Origin of the sequence: Pantoea wallisii, assembly GCF_002095485.1 — a bacterium.
Lineage (GTDB): Bacteria > Pseudomonadota > Gammaproteobacteria > Enterobacterales > Enterobacteriaceae > Pantoea > Pantoea wallisii.
Genome location: NZ_MLFS01000013.1, coordinates 18,443 through 34,004 on the forward strand (window position 1 = coordinate 18,443; position 15,562 = coordinate 34,004).

Here is a 15,562-nt window from a genome sequence, read left to right on the forward strand (position 1 = left end):
CCCACTCATGGCTTATTGAATCGCGGGTATGTTAGCAAACCCAGGCACAAATTGATCCGGCGTGTTACGCCACACCTAACGCGCTTTTCACCTCATTGGCAATTTTCTCCACCTGCGGGCCATAAATCACCTGAACGTCATGCTCGCTTACGCGGTTCACGCCATTCGCCCCGGTGGTGAGCAGCGTCTTATCTACCACCTCTTTCATCTCTTTAACGCGCACGCGCAGACGCGTAAAGCAGCAATCGACGTCCTCTATATTGGCCTCGCCGCCCAAACCGCTGATGATAACCCGGGTGCGCTCATCGGCAGCGACCTGCTGCGGCTTCTCCTCTTCGTCACTCTCACGTCCCGGCGTTTCTACGTTCATGCGTGTAATCACATAGCGGAAACCGTAGTAGTAGAGCGGCGCATAGACAACGCCGAGCGCCAGGGTCCACCACCAGTGCGTTTTGCTGCCGCCCAGCACGCCAAATACTACCAGGTCGATAATGCCGCCCTGCACATTACCGATCATCAGGTGCAGCATCGACATCAGCATGAATGAAAGCCCGGTAAGCAGTGCATGCAGGATATAGAGCACCGGTGAAACGAAGATAAAACAGAACTCCAGCGGCTCAGTGATGCCGGTGGTAAATGAGGTTAGCGCCCCCGCCAGTACCAGCGCCTTCACGCGCTGTTTGTGTGCCGGCTTCGCCGTGTGGTACATCGCCAGGGCCGCTGCCGGCAGGCCAAACATCATTACCGGAATTTTACCCTGCGCCAGAAACTGGGTGGCGCTGCGCACGGTCTCATCCGGAATGGCCCCGGGATTAGTCAGTGAGGTGTTGAAGATGTTAAGCGCGCCGACAATGGTTTGCCCGTCAACGGTGGCCATGCCGCCAATGGGCGTGAAGCGCACGGTCTCATTCAGAATGTGGTGTAAACCGGTAGGAATCAGCAGGCGCTCGCCCGTTCCGAGCAGAAAGGCGCCGTACTGCCCGCTCTTACCAATCATCTGACCTACCCAGCGATGCCAGCGCCAATGGTCGGCCAGATCAGCGCCAGCAGCACGCCGATCAGCGGCAGCACCAGAATGGTGACAATCGGTACAAAGCGACGACCGCCAAAGAAACTGATCGCCGTAGGCAGCTGCTGAGTATAGAAGCGGTTATGCAGCACCACCGTCATTAGCCCGGCAATCACTCCGCCCAGCACGCTCATGTTGTAGGTAAAGATGCCCAGCATCTCGATATATTCCGCGGAGGTCATCATCGCCGTGGTTTGGTCCATCCCCGCCTGCTGCAGCGCCTCCGGCGTGGTGGTCGCAGCGGTCAGCCCTTTTGCCGCCAGCGTGGCGCTGATGCCCACGTTCAGCGCAATATAACCGATGATCGCCGCAAATGCCGCCGTGGCCTTCTCAGCTTTTGCCAGTCCGATGGCGCTGGCAACGGCAAAAAATACCGGCAGATTGGCAAACAGTGCGGCGGCTACTTTACGGATAAAGCCGATAATTAACTGCGGCACCTGCATATGCGCAAAGGCATCGCCGGTGACGGCTGGATTTTGCATGGCGGCTGCCAGGCCGAGGAATATCCCGGCGGCGGCGATGACGGAGATCGGCATCATCAATGCTTTACCGAAGGCGTGAATTTGGCTGGTCAGATTCTTCATGCGGCGTGCCCTTTCTGTGGCCGAAAGAGCAATTATTAGCCAGTTATGTGTAACCCATGCAGTTGCAGCGCTGTAGCGGCCGATAAAGTTTGAAGCCCATCACGTTTCAGCACTGCTGGCAGCGATAAACGTTAACTATCGCACCATTAAGTCAATCAATTAGACAACTTTTGCCGCCAGTCGCACACTTCCCTCCAACAGAAGACATATTCTGATAACAATTCATAAACAATAAGCCTGCAACGACTATGAAATTTAAACGTAAGATCCAGCCTTATCGCGCCGCCGCTGGCGGCTGGGGCTCTTTGGAAGCCACCACCCGTTTCGTTCTTGACAGCAAAGCCGCCCTGAAAAATATGCGCAACCTGATGCGCATGAACAAAGCGCGCGGTTTCGACTGCCCGGGCTGTGCATGGGGCGATGACAACAAAAGTACCTTCAGTTTCTGTGAAAACGGCGCCAAAGCGGTGACATGGGAAGCGACGCGCCGCGTCGTGGAGCCTGAGTTTTTCGCCCAACACAGCGTCAGCACGCTCTATCAGCAGAGCGACTACTTCCTTGAGTATCAGGGCCGTCTGACCCACCCGATGCGCTACAACAGCGAAACCGATCACTATGAGCCCATCAGCTGGGACGAGGCGTTTGCGCTGATTGCACAGCACCTCAAGGCGATGGATCACCCGAATCAGATGGAGCTGTATACCTCCGGCCGTGCCAGTAACGAAGCCTCCTGGCTCTATCAGCTGTTTGGCCGCGTTATGGGCACCAACAACTTCCCTGACTGCTCCAACATGTGCCATGAAGCCAGCGGCACCGGCCTGAAGCGCAGCATTGGCGTGGGTAAAGGCACCATTCGCCTCGACGATTTCGACCACGCGAACGCGATCTTTGTTTTTGGTCAAAACCCGGGAACCAACCATCCGCGTATGCTGCACAGCCTGCGTCACGCCGCGGACCATGGCGCGAAGATCGTCACTTTTAACACTTTGCGCGAGCGCGGGCTGGAGCGTTTCGCCGATCCGCAGAAGCCGCTGGAAGTGGTGACCTCAATGGCAGGCACCATCAGCTCTGCCTATTACCAGCCGAACCTCGGCGGTGATATGGCAGCCGTGCGCGGTATGGTGAAAGCGCTGCTGGAAGAGCAACGCAAGCGGCTGGATAACGGCGAGAAAGGTATTTTTGATCAGGCCTTTATTGATGCGCATACCCAGGGCGTTGAGCAGTATCTGGCAGCGGTCGATAACACCCGCTGGGATGATATTGTGCGCCAGTCGGGCCTGAGTGAAGCGCAGATTCGTGAAGCTGCGGCAATTTATCAGAGCGCTGAACGTGTGATCATCACCTGGGCGATGGGCATCACGCAGCATAAACACTCTGTGGATACGGTGCGTGAAATCACCAACCTGCAGCTGCTGTTCGGTCAGTTGGGTAAAAAAGGCGCGGGTCTCTGCCCGGTGCGCGGCCACAGTAACGTGCAGGGCAACCGCACGATGGGTATCGATGAGAAGCCAAATAAGCCGTTCCTCGATGCGCTGGGCGCCCACTTTGGTTTTGAACCGCCGCGCGAGCACGGTCACAACACGGTTGAAGCGCTGAACGCCATGCTGCGTGATGAAGTCAAAGTGCTGATTGCCTTAGGTGGCAATCTGGCCGCAGCGGCGCCGGACTCCCCTGTCACCGAAGAGGCGCTGCAGCACTGCGGCCTGACGGTGCACATCAGCACCAAACTGAACCGCAGCCACCTGGTGCCGGGTCATGAAGGGTTAATCCTGCCGACGCTGGGCCGTACCGAGCGCGATCGTCAGGCAAGCGGCAATCAGTTCATTACCGTTGAGGACTCCTTCAGCATGGTTCACGCCTCGGAAGGCGTGGGCATTCCGCTGGCCGAGACGCAGCGTTCTGAAACCGCAATTGTTGCGGGTATCGCTCACGCGACCCTGGGCAGCGATAAGATCGACTGGCAGGGCATGGCCGCAGACTACAATGTGATTCGCGAGCACATCGCCGCCACCATTCCCGCTTCGCCGACTTCAACAACAAGTGTGACCAGCCGGGCGGGTTCTATCTGGGTAATGCTGCGGCCGAACTGCGTTTCAACACGCCATCGGCGCAGGCCGAGTTCAGCGCCGCCGCCCTGCCGGATTCGCTGTTCCCGCAGTTGGGTGCCGATGTGGAGGTGCCGTTTACGCTGCAAACCCTGCGTTCGCACGACCAGTACAACACCACGATTTACGGCCTCGATGACCGTTACCGTGGCGTTTACGGCCAGCGCGAAGTGGTGTTTATTCACCCGGAGGATATGTCCGCACTTGGCTTCAGCGAAGGCCAGCTGGTGGATATTGAAACCCTGTGGAACGATGGCCTGACGCGCCGGGTCAGCGGTTTTAAACTGGTGCCGTACAATATTCCGCGTGGTAACCTGGCAGCCTACTATCCGGAAACCAACCCGCTGGTCCCGCTCTCCAGCTATGGCGACGGCAGCGGTACGCCGACCTCAAAATCTGTGCCGGTTAAACTGGCACTGAGTGCCGCAGTGCCGACACAGCGCATCGCCTGAGCCCGGCGTTACATCAAGGTCAAAGCCGCGTAAAGCGGCTTTTTCACCTGTTTTGGCCTTGCCGCGCGCACCTGATTCGCGTAAAACTGTCCACCGCTCTTAGGCCACGAAACTGAATATATTATGTTCCAGGATAACCCGCTGCTCGCGCAGCTGAAAGAGAAGCTTCACGCGCAGACTCCGCGCGCCGAAGGTGTAGTGAAAGGCACGGAAAAAGGTTTTGGCTTCCTCGAAGTTGATGCACAGAAAAGCTACTTCATCCCACCACCGCAGATGAAGAAAGTGATGCACGGTGACCGCATTTCCGCGGTGATCCATACCGATAAAGATCGCGAAAGCGCTGAGCCGGAAAGCCTGATTGAGCCGTTTCTGACGCGCTTTGTTGGTCGCGTGCAGAAGAAAGATGACCGCCTCTCCATTGTGCCGGATCACCCCCTGCTGAAAGACGCCATCCAGTGCCGTGCGGTGCGTGGTCTGACGCACGATTTCCAGAACGGCGACTGGGCCGTTGCAGAGATGCGCCGCCATCCGCTGAAAGGCGATCGCGGTTTTTATGCCGAACTGACCGAATTCATTGTCACCGCGGACGATCACCTCGCGCCGTGGTGGGTTACGCTTTCACGCCATAATCTGGAGCGTGAAGCGCCGCAGATCGCCTTTGGCGAGATGCTCGACGAACATCTGCAGCGCGAGGATCTCACCGCGCTTAACTTCGTCACGATCGACAGCGCCAGCACTGAAGATATGGACGATGCGCTGTATGCAGAAGAGACCGCAGACGGGAATCTGCTGCTGACGATTGCCATCGCCGATCCGACCGCTTACGTAGCTGAAGGCAGCGCGCTGGATAAGCTGGCTGCCCAGCGTGCCTTCACCAACTACCTGCCTGGCTTCAACATCCCGATGCTGCCGCGTGAGCTGTCAGACGATGTCTGCTCGCTGCGCCCTGACGTCAAACGCCCGGCGCTGGCATGCCGCGTGACCGTACTGGCTGATGGCAGCCTGGCGGATGACGTGCACTTCTTTGCGGCGTGGATTGAGTCCAAAGCCAAACTGGTTTACGACGAAGTGTCTGACTGGCTGGAAAACAGCGGCAGCTGGCAGCCAGCCAGCGACGCTATTGCTCAGCAAATCCGTCTGCTGCACCGCCTGTGTCAGGTGCGCAGCGAATGGCGCCAGACCCATGCGCTGGTCTTTAAAGATCGTCCTGACTACCGCTTTGTGCTGGGTGAGAAAGGCGAAGTGCTGGATATCGTGGCTGAGCCACGCCGTATTGCTAACCGCATCGTTGAAGAGTCAATGATTCTGGCAAACGTCTGTGCGGCCAAGGTATTGCGGGAGAAGCTTGGCTTCGGTATCTACAACCTGCATACCGGATTCGATCTGGCTAACGCTGAGCAAGCCGCTGGCGTGCTGGCCGGACACGGTATCACCGTTGATCCGCAGGCCATCACCACGCTGGAGGGTTTCCGCCAGCTGCGCCGTGAGCTGGATGCCCAGCCGACGCAATATCTGGATAGCCGTATTCGCCGCTTCCAGAGTTTTGCTGAGATCAGCACGGAGCCGGGCCCGCACTTTGGCCTGGGTCTGGAGGCGTATGCCACCTGGACCTCGCCGATCCGTAAGTTTGGCGACATGGTTAATCACCGCCTGCTGAAAGCCATCGTGCGCGGTGAGAGCGTGGCGCGTCCCAAAGATGACGTGACCGTCACCATGGGCGAGCGTCGCCGTCTGAACCGTATGGCAGAGCGCGACGTGGGTGACTGGCTGTATGCTCGTTTCCTCGCCCCGTTTGCCGGCAGCGACCGGAAGTTCAGCGCCGAGATCATCGACGTCTCGCGTGGCGGCATGCGCGTGCGCCTGCTGGAAAATGGTGCGGTAGCCTTTATCCCGGCGCCGTTCATTCACGCGGTACGTGATGAACTGGTGTGCTCGCAGGAGAGCGGCACCGTTCAGATCAAGGGTGAAGTCGCTTACCGCGTGACGAACATAATTGATGTGACACTCGCCGAAGTGCGCATGGAGACCCGCAGCGTGGTCGCCCGCCCCGCTGCCTGAGCATGAATGCCCGCGGATAACAGCTGTTATCCCGCATTTTTCCCCGCCAGAACCCGCAATTGTTAAATTTGTTTCCCGCTTCACACTTCTGCCCTGATTCACTTTCGCTAACATTCCATTACATTACTTTTAACTTGTTGTATTTCGATCGCCTGTTTTTCCCGGTCCCTACAAGGAGTTAACTCATGAACAACGTCAAAACCGGATTGATCTGGTTAGCGGTGGCGTTAATTGGTGCAGCGGCGTTTGCCATGCTGGCCCTCAGCCGTGGCGAGCATGTGAATGCTGTCTGGCTGGTGATTGCCTCGGTTGCCTGCTACAGCATTGCTTATCGCTTCTACAGTCTGTTTATCGCAAAGCGTATCTTTGAGCTGGATGACAATCGCCGTACGCCGGCGGAACGTCTTAACGACGGGCTGGACTATGTCCCTACCAATAAGTGGGTCCTGTTTGGCCATCACTTTGCGGCCATTGCCGGTGCAGGCCCGCTGGTGGGACCTATTCTGGCGGCACAGATGGGCTTCCTGCCTGGCACCATCTGGATTCTGGTCGGTGTGATGCTGGCCGGTGCGGTACAGGATTTTCTCGTGCTGTTTATCTCCACGCGCCGCGATGGCCGCTCGCTGGGGGAGATGGCGCGCCAGGAGCTGGGTTCGTTCGCCGGTGTGGTGACGATGCTGGGCGCGCTGGGCGTAATGATCATTATCCTCTCGGCGCTGGCGCTGGTGGTGGTAAAAGCGCTGGCCAACAGCCCCTGGGGCCTGTTCACCATCGCCGCGACGATACCGATCGCACTGTTCATGGGCGTCTATATGCGCTTCCTGCGCCCCGGTAAGATCGCGGAAGTCTCGGTCATTGGCTTTGTTCTGATGATGGCAGCGATCATTTACGGCGGGAATGTGGCGGCCGATCCTTACTGGGGACCGATCTTCACCCTGAAAGGCACGGAGCTGACCTGGGTGCTGGTGATCTACGGTTTTGTGGCGTCGTCACTGCCGGTGTGGCTGCTGCTGGCACCGCGCGACTACCTCTCCACCTTCTTAAAAATCGGGGTGATTGTCGGTCTGGCGGTGGGTATTGTGTTCGCCATGCCGGAGCTGAAGATGCCGGCGGTGACCAAATTCATTGATGGCACCGGCCCGGTATTTTCCGGCTCGCTGTTCCCGTTCCTGTTCATTACGATCGCCTGCGGCGCCATCTCCGGCTTCCATGCGCTGGTCTCCAGCGGCACCACGCCGAAGCTGATTGAGCGTGAGAGCCACATTCGCTTTATCGGCTACGGCGCCATGCTGATGGAGTCCTTTGTGGCTATCATGGCGCTGATCTGTGCCTCGGTGCTGGACCCGGGCGTGTACTTTGCCATGAACGCCCCGGCGGCCCTGATTGGCACAACGGTTGAGAATGCCGCTCAGGTGATCAACGGCTGGGGCTTTGTGGTGACGCCGGAGATGCTCAGCGGCATTGCCGGCGAAGTGGGTGAAAGTACCATCCTTTCGCGCGCCGGGGGTGCGCCAACCTTTGCGGTCGGCATGGCGCACATCATCACGGAGGTATTTAACAGCCGGGCAATGATGGCCTTCTGGTACCACTTCGCCATTCTGTTTGAGGCGCTGTTCATTCTCACGGCGGTGGACGCCGGCACGCGGGCCTGTCGCTTTATGGTGCAGGATCTGGTCGGGACCGTAGTGCCATCAATGGCGAACAACCGCTCCTGGTTGGGCAATATGGCCGGCACCACTGTAGCTGTCGCTGGCTGGGCTTCTTCGTGTATCAGGGCGTGGTCGATCCGCTTGGTGGCATTAATACGCTGTGGCCGCTATTTGGTATCGGCAACCAGATGCTGGCATCAATGGCGCTGATTCTCGGCACCGTGGTGCTGTTTAAGATGAAGAAGCAGCGCTACGCCTGGGTCACTATCGTCCCGACCGCCTGGCTGTTCATTACCTCGATGACGGCGGGCTGGCAGAAGATTTTTCACGAGAAGCCGGCCATTGGCTTCCTGGCTCAGGCGAATAAATTCCGCAAAGGCATTGATGAGGGTGTGATCATCGCGCCGGCCAAAACGGTTGCCGACATGCAAACCATCGTCTTTAGCAATCAGATTAACGCGGCCCTGTGCGGCTTCTTTATGCTGGTAGCCGTTACCATGCTGATTGCCGCCTTCTTTGTGATCCGCCGGGCGCTACACAGTACGGTGCCGACCACCCATGAATCAGAGGTATCAGTGCGTAAAGAGGTGCGTAATGTCTGAGTCCATTCTGCACTGGAGAAAACCGTCTGGCCGCTGGCATATTCAGCGCTGCTTACCGATCGCTTCCGCACCCCGAGTGCAGCCTCGTGGTCGCTGGCAGCGTATCTGGCAGGGATTGCAGCAAAGTTTTCGGTTAATGGTTGGCGTGCACGACTATCAAACTTATCTGAAGCATATGCGTGAAAAACATCCCGGGCAGCAGCCCATGGACGAGCGTGCCTTTCACCGTTACTGCCTTGACGCCCGCTTCCCCAGCCAGGCCGGGAAAATAGGAAAGTGCCCCTGCTAAACTATCCAGGCCCCGATTTTCGGGGCTTTTTCGTGCCATTCTTTATTAAAAACAAAAATATATTACGTTTGCATCTTGTGCTGAAGCAGGAGGTTGAATACTGTTGCTAAAATAATGAGATACCGCCTGCAGAGCATTCCCCGGAGGAAGTTTCCATGACCGATGAACAAGGGCAAACGCTGTTATATACCTTGTTTGGCACCACCAGCCCTCATTGGCGTTTAACTTCTGATAGCGATGCACTGCATTTTGCCGAAGATGAGAAAGCCAATACAAACCTGGCGGTTCCGCTTACCCCTGCGCAGGCCAGTCTGTTACGCGCCATGACCGTGATCACTTCCAGCATCAACCTGACGCTCTCTCTGCACGGTTCGCCGGTACCCATGCACTTTGTGGGACGCAAAGTTAATCAGTCCGCCTGGGCCGGCACCGCTTCGGCATGGGGTGATACCTCCTCCGTTGCGCGGGATTTAACGCTGGGCCTCTCCTTTGCCGAACAGGTCGTCTCTGAAGCCAACTCGGTGATCGTGATTCTCGATCAGCGCGGCAATATTCAGCGCTTTAACCGCTTAAGCGAAGAGTATACCGGCCTGAAAGAGCAGGAAGTCATTGGCCGGAATGTGTTTCAGCTGTTTATGACGAAGCAGGAGGCGCAGGCATCGCGCCGCAACATTGCCGGTTTCTTCCGTGACGGCAACTCGTATGAGGTGGAGCGCTGGGTGAAAACCAGAAAAGGCCAGCGACTGTTTCTGTTTCGTAATAAGTTTGTCCACAGCGGTAGTGGGAAAAATGAAATTTTCCTCATCTGTTCTGGAACGGACATCACAGAGGAGCGACGCGCCCAGGAGCGCCTGCGCGTGCTGGCAAACACCGATACGGTGACCGGATTACCTAACCGCAACGCCATTCACCAGCAAATTAGCCTGGCACTGGAGCTGGCGAATGGCAACCAGACCGGTGTGGTTTATCTCGATCTGGATAATTTTAAGAAAGTTAACGACGCCTATGGCCATATGTTTGGCGATCAGCTGCTACAGGCGGTATCACTGGCGATCCTCAGCTGCCTCGGTAAAGATCAGACGTTAGCGCGTCTTGGCGGCGATGAGTTTGTGGTGCTGGCGGAGAACACCAGCCAGGCATCGCTGGAAGCGATGTCGTCGCGCATTCTGGATCGCCTGCGTCAGCCGTTCCGCATTGGCCTGATCGAAGTCTACAGCGGCTGTTCCATCGGTATCGCCCTCGCCCCGCTGCACGGCGAAGATCGCGAAAGCCTGATCCGTAATGCCGATACCGCGATGTATCACGCCAAAGAGAACGGCCGCGGTAAGTTCTGCGTGTTCGCCAGTGAGATGAATCAGCGCGTGTTTGAGTATCTGTGGCTCGATACCAATCTGCGCAAAGCGCTGGAGCAGGATCATCTGGTGGTGCACTACCAGCCGAAGCTCGATCGCGATGGCGAGGTGCGCAGCGCCGAAGCGCTGGTCCGCTGGAATTCGCCCGAGCGCGGTCTGGTGCCGCCCGGGGACTTTATCTCCTATGCCGAGGAGTCCGGCCTGATTGTGCCGCTTGGCCGCTGGGTGATGCTCAATGTGCTGCAGCAGATCGTGCAGTGGCGCCGCGAAGGCATCTATCTGCGCGTCGCCGTTAACGTCTCGGCTAAACAGCTGATCGATGAAAGCATCTACAGCGATCTGAAAAAGGCGCTGAGCGAAGCTGGCATCACCGACTGCCCGATCGATATTGAGCTGACCGAGAGCTGCTTAATCGAAAACGAAGCCGGGGCGCTGAAGCTCATGAAGCAGTTCCAGGAGCTGGGGGCGCAGGTACACCTTGATGACTTCGGCACCGGCTACTCCTCACTGTCGCAGCTGGCGCGCGTGCCCATTGATGCCATCAAGCTGGATCAAAGCTTTGTGCGTAATATCAATAAGCAACCGGTGGCGCAATCACTGGTGCGTGCGATTGTCGCGGTTGCCAAGGCCCTTGATCTGCAGGTGATTGCCGAGGGCATTGAAACCAAAGCCGAAGAGAAATTTGTGCTGAACAGTGGTGTGGATGGACGTCAGGGCTATTATTATGCCAAACCAATGCCCGCAGAACAGCTCGGGCATTGGCTGGCTAAGCATCCTGCCCGCGTCTAACGCTGGTGTTTACTGTTATCCGGCTTTACGCAGTGATGCGCTATGACGGTTTTGCAGCTGCACCAGACGTTCCATGTAGGCAATATCTTTCGGTTCCAGCGTGAAGGCATAATCGACCCAGTCCTCCGTGATATCCATCAGCTCTGCCCGCGACAGCTGCAGCACGCGCTGACGCGCCTTCAGCATGGCACGAACGCCATTGAGTTTCGGCCGCAGCGTATCGATAAAGGTACGCGTTGTGCGATAGCTGTCGCCCGGCTGGAACACCTTATCCACCAGGCCACGGGTCTCATACCACTCAGCGCTGTGCGACTCCCCTTCGCAGATCAGCTCTTCCGCCAGCTTCATGCCAGAGCGGCGCGCCACTAACGAATAGCCGCCCATGCCGGGGAACAGGTTAAACGCGATCTCCGGGAAGCCCATGCGCGCGCTGTTTTGCGCCAGAATGAAGTGGTGCGCCAGCGCCGCTTCGAAGCCGCCGCCCAGCGCACTGCCCTCAATCATCGCCAGCGTCACTGCACCGGTATCAAAACCGCGCGCCGCCGAGTGAATGCAGTCCACGCAGGCACGGGCATAGGCACGTAGCGCTTCGCGCCGGTTATTACGGATGCACTCAACAAAGAAGCGTAAATCGCCCCCGGCATTGAACATCTGTGGCACTAACGACCCGGTAACCCAAAAATCAATCGGCAGGCCGGAGCGCTGAGCGGTATAGCTCAGGTTCATGATCTCCTCAATTAATTCGTGGTTGAAACTCGGGCGGGGTTGCGCACGTAACATCATCCACATGGTGTGGCGCCCTTCCTCATAATAGGCGACTAACTGAGTGGTTTGTCCGGCTTCTGTGAACAGTCTGCAAGTTGGTTGGTTAATTACTGTCATCGTCTCATCCTCTGGTTATATGATGCGTTAAACGCCACATCAGCGTAATCCAGAGTGAGTCCAGACCAAATGAGAGTTTGATTTATAAAGTAAAATCCAGAGATATCCCCGACCAGGGGGTCGGGGAAAGATTAGCGCACTTACTTGATGGCTGCGTGCTGGCCCACCGCCACATGAGAACGCTTAACGCGTTTTGAGTAGACAGCAGTAATAATAGGCACCAGCACTGAGGTCACGATCACTGAGGTGGCCACCAGCGCAGTTGCGGCTGGCGCGACCGGTTTAAACTGGGGCAGCATCTCGGCAATCAGCACGGGGGTGGCGACGGCCGCCCCGGCAGTGCTGGACGCGGCTACGCCGGCGGTACCGTCGCCGCCGCCAATCAACCGATCGGCGATGATCAGCGGGATGCCGGTGATAATGATGACGGAGACGCCCAGCAGCACACCGAGCATGCCGGTTTCGGCAATGACCGCCAGGTTGATGGTATTCCCCAGCGCAAACGCGAAGAAGGGAATCAGCGTGTGCACCGCTTTGCCGAAGAACTCGCGCAGTTCAGGGTCGAGGTTACCCAGAGCGAAGCCGACAATAAACGGCAGCACGGCGCCAACAAACACATGCGGCTCAAACGATGCAATGCCGGCGGTGCCCAGAATCACCATTGTCATGAGCGGGCCCGACTCCAGTGACATCAGAACAAAGGCGCCCGCCTCCTCTTTTGAACCGTACTGTTGCATGATGGAGGCATACAGACCGCCGTTGGTCATGTCCATCGCCGCCACCAGCGCCAGCGTTGATAAGCCGGCGAACATGCCCACCTCGACGCCATTCTCCGGCATAACGCGCGAGGCGATGGCGGCAACCACCCAGGCGACAGCAATCTTTGTGATCACCAGCGTGCCCGATTTACGCAGCACGGTACCCGTCGCGCTGAGCTTGATCGATGCGCCCATGCAGAAGAACCACACCGCCAGAATCGGCACGGTGCCCGTCATCAAACCGTTAGTGAATGAACCAAAATATTTGCCTGAACCGGGGGCAAAGGTATGACAAAGCGCGCCGAGAAACAGCGGAATCAGCATCATACCGCCAGGAATTTTATCGATAGCACGTTTGATATGCATATGTGGATCACCTTAACTGAGCCAGAAGGAGGTGCGTGATGTTTTGCCGTCAGGCATGGCAGGCAAGATAACCGCACGGCAGCGCAAAAAAAGTGATCGCACGAGTATTTATGAAACGCTGTTTTATTTTTATTGATCATTCATTTTGATTATTTGATGCGCGTCGCCATACCAGTTGACGATGCCCCAAATAACAAGGGCACCCGCAGGTGCCCTGAATAGTGCCTTTGTCGCTACTTTTGGCCATACCAGGCATTTTTGCCATGCTTACGCAGGTAGTGCAGATCCAGCAAGGTTTGCGAAATCGGCGGTAACTCTGCGCGCAACTGCTCTGTATGGAGCGCCATATAAGCGACCTCCTCCAGTACCACAGCGCTGTGTACGGCGGCATCGGCATCTTTGCCCCAGGCAAAAGGACCGTGGGAATTCACCAGCGCGGCGGGTACCGCGTCTGGTGCAATCCCACGCTGAGCCAGCGTTTCAATGATGACCTGCCCGGTGTGCCACTCATACTCCTGCTCGATCTCTTCCCGCTCCATCGCGCGCGTACAGGGGATGGTGCCGTAAAAGTCGTCGGCGTGCGTGGTACCCCAGGCTGGCAGATCGCGCCCCGCCTGCGCCCAGATGGTGGCATGCCGTGAATGGGTGTGGACGATACCGCCCACTTCCGGCCAGGCGAGATAGAGCGCACGATGCGTGGCGGTATCCGATGAGGGCCGCATTTTTCCCTCTACAATCTTGCCGCTCTCCAGCTCAACCACCACCATGTCGTCACGCTGCATCTGACTGTATTTCACCCCTGACGGCTTAATCACCAGCAGCCCCTGTTGGCGGTCTACGGCACTGACATTGCCCCAGGTGAAAGTGACGAGGTTGTAACGCGGTAGGTCAAGATTGGCTTCCAGCACTTGCTTTTTCAGCGCTTCCAGCATGATTTTTTCTCCTGCTCACTGTGATAGCTGAATTGTGCGGAGCGCGCGGCAAAAACGTTATGGAGGGAATGGCTGGATAAGCTGCGGAAAGTGGCTGACAGATTTAAAATGTGGCGCGAATTAAGAGTTTTCTCCCTCCGGTAATATTTTGCAATGCCTAAACTTTATCAGGGTCCGCGCTGGACCGGAGCACGGGTGCCGACATCGGACCCGGCCCCCATGATGCCTGGCGGAGTGCCGGACATCTCTGCCGGAAAGAGAGCCATTCGCCACTGTGGGGAGAGAACTTTGCAGCGCAACATCTATACTTATCACGTTGCCTCTGAGTAAACCATCAAGGAGAAGTTTATGACTACAACAATGAAACGAGTGACCGTTGCCGTTCTGGCGACAACATTAGTGGTCGCGCTGAGCGGCTGTTCAAACTGGTCAAAACGTGACCGCAACACTGCGATTGGTGCCGGTGCCGGTGCGATTGGGGGGTCCATCCTCACCAATGGTAGCGGATTAGGTACTGTAGGCGGTGCAGCCGTTGGCGGTATCATCGGCCATCAGGTTGACTAATAACAATATTGCTTCAGGCTACGCAGCGCATCTACACTATTCCGGGCCACTCAGGTGGCCCGCTTCTCATTAACCGCCCGCCAGCTTCACCTTCATGCCTTTGGCTTCCAGCAGCTGTTTGAGCAGATCCCGGTTATCGCCCTGAATTTCGATTATGCCCTCTTTTACCGCACCGCCACATCCGCATCTCTTTTTCAGCTCGGCAGCCAGCTTGCTGAGCGCATCGTCATCCAGATCAATGCCGCTGATCAGGCAAACGCCTTTGCCTTTGCGACCGCTGGTCTGACGCTGAATACGTACAATACCATCGCCTTTTGGCCGCTGTGGCTTCGCTTCCGTTTGCGCAATGCGCCCGGTTTCGGTCGAATAAACCAGTGGATTGTCCTGAGCCATTAGACCTCCTGTAAACTGTGCAGAATCTGCTGCAGCGTCGCAGCCGGATCGGCAGATTGCGTAATAGGACGCCCGATCACCATATAGTCCACGCCTGCCTGCTGCGCCTGCTGCGGCGTCATGATGCGACGTTGATCGCCGGCGTCACTGCCCGCCGGACGAATGCCTGGGGTTACCAGCGCAAAATCCTGACCGATGGTCTGTTTAAAATGCGCGGCTTCCTGCGCAGAACAGACCACGCCATCAAGGCCGCACTCACGGGTCAGTTTAGCCAGGCGCTCTGCCTGCTGCGCCGGCGACAGCATAATCCCCAGACCTTTCAGATCCTCTTCGTCCATGCTGGTCAGAACCGTTACCGCAATCAGCAAGGGAGCATCATCACCGAACGGCATCAGCGCTTCACGCGCGGCACTCATCATGCGCGCCCCGCCGCTGGCGTGGACGTTCACCATCCACACACCGAGATCGGCGGCGGCCGCTACCGCATGCGCGGTGGTGTTCGGGATATCGTGAAACTTCAGATCGAGGAAGACCTCGAAACCGCGCTGCTGCAGAGTTTTCACCAGCGCAGGTCCAAACAGCGTGAACATCTCTTTACCGACTTTCAGGCGGCACTGGCGGGGATCAATACGGTCAACGAACTGCAGTGCGCTATTCAGATCATGATAGTCGAGTGCCACCAGAATCGGTGAAGGGGTTACAGGCATAACGTTTCCTC

At 57.2% G+C, this 15,562-nt stretch carries 9 protein-coding genes and 3 pseudogenes; 6 read left to right on the forward strand and 6 right to left on the reverse strand.

All coding sequences use genetic code 11. The features are described from left to right. Positions 1-64: 64 nt before the first annotated feature. Positions 65-1,653, reverse strand: a pseudogene (locus HA48_RS06775) (PTS transporter subunit EIIC). A 248-nt stretch (positions 1,654-1,901) separates the two neighbouring features. Between HA48_RS06775 and HA48_RS06780 the strand changes: the two are divergent. From HA48_RS06780 to pdeR, 5 genes and pseudogenes are all read left to right on the forward strand, one after another. Then, positions 1,902-4,210 (forward strand): annotated as a pseudogene (locus tag HA48_RS06780) (FdhF/YdeP family oxidoreductase). Between the two features lie 123 nt (positions 4,211-4,333). Beyond that, positions 4,334-6,268 (forward strand): exoribonuclease II, encoded by a 1,935-nt coding sequence (locus HA48_RS06785; protein WP_128600343.1) that lies wholly within the window; start codon positions 4,334-4,336, stop codon positions 6,266-6,268. Positions 6,269-6,453: 185 nt separating this feature from the next. Further along, positions 6,454-8,519, forward strand: a pseudogene (locus tag HA48_RS06790) (carbon starvation CstA family protein). Then, positions 8,512-8,808 carry a YbdD/YjiX family protein gene (locus HA48_RS06795; protein ID WP_128600344.1) on the forward strand — a complete coding sequence of 99 codons (297 nt, stop codon included), beginning with the start codon at positions 8,512-8,514 and terminating at the stop codon, positions 8,806-8,808. Before HA48_RS06790 ends, HA48_RS06795 begins: the two are co-directional and overlap by 8 nt. A gap of 155 nt (positions 8,809-8,963) precedes the next feature. Beyond that, positions 8,964-10,949 carry a cyclic di-GMP phosphodiesterase gene (pdeR, locus tag HA48_RS06800; protein WP_128600345.1) on the forward strand — a complete coding sequence of 662 codons (1,986 nt, stop codon included), beginning with the start codon at positions 8,964-8,966 and terminating at the stop codon, positions 10,947-10,949. A gap of 15 nt (positions 10,950-10,964) precedes the next feature. Here pdeR and HA48_RS06805 read toward each other — a convergent pair whose 3' ends face one another. The 3 genes from HA48_RS06805 to araD all read right to left on the reverse strand — a co-directional run bounded on the left by HA48_RS06805 (position 10,965) and on the right by araD (position 13,887). After that, positions 10,965-11,831: a crotonase/enoyl-CoA hydratase family protein gene (locus tag HA48_RS06805; RefSeq protein WP_128600346.1), complete on the reverse strand. Its 867-nt coding sequence runs from the start codon at positions 11,829-11,831 to the stop codon at positions 10,965-10,967. Positions 11,832-11,971: 140 nt separating this feature from the next. Continuing rightward, positions 11,972-12,955 carry a 2-keto-3-deoxygluconate transporter gene (kdgT, locus tag HA48_RS06810; protein WP_128600347.1) on the reverse strand — a complete coding sequence of 328 codons (984 nt, stop codon included), beginning with the start codon at positions 12,953-12,955 and terminating at the stop codon, positions 11,972-11,974. A 233-nt stretch (positions 12,956-13,188) separates the two neighbouring features. After that, positions 13,189-13,887, reverse strand: a complete 699-nt coding sequence (gene araD, locus HA48_RS06815; protein ID WP_128600348.1) for an L-ribulose-5-phosphate 4-epimerase — start codon at positions 13,885-13,887, stop codon at positions 13,189-13,191. 348 nt (positions 13,888-14,235) lie between these two features. On the opposite strand from araD, the gene osmB reads away from it, so the two are divergent. Next, on the forward strand, positions 14,236-14,451 hold the full coding sequence (osmB, locus tag HA48_RS06820; RefSeq protein ID WP_128600349.1) for an osmotically-inducible lipoprotein OsmB: 216 nt from the start codon (positions 14,236-14,238) through the stop codon (positions 14,449-14,451). Positions 14,452-14,520: 69 nt separating this feature from the next. Here the strand turns inward: osmB and yciH are convergent, their stop codons facing one another. Further along, a complete protein-coding gene (gene yciH, locus HA48_RS06825) occupies positions 14,521-14,844 on the reverse strand; it encodes a stress response translation initiation inhibitor YciH (RefSeq protein WP_128600350.1) in 324 nt (107 codons plus the stop codon). Beyond that, positions 14,844-15,551, reverse strand: coding sequence for an orotidine-5'-phosphate decarboxylase (gene pyrF / locus HA48_RS06830; RefSeq protein ID WP_128600351.1), 708 nt, complete (start codon positions 15,549-15,551; stop codon positions 14,844-14,846). Before pyrF ends, yciH begins: the two co-directional genes overlap by 1 nt. Positions 15,552-15,562 lie beyond the last annotated feature (11 nt).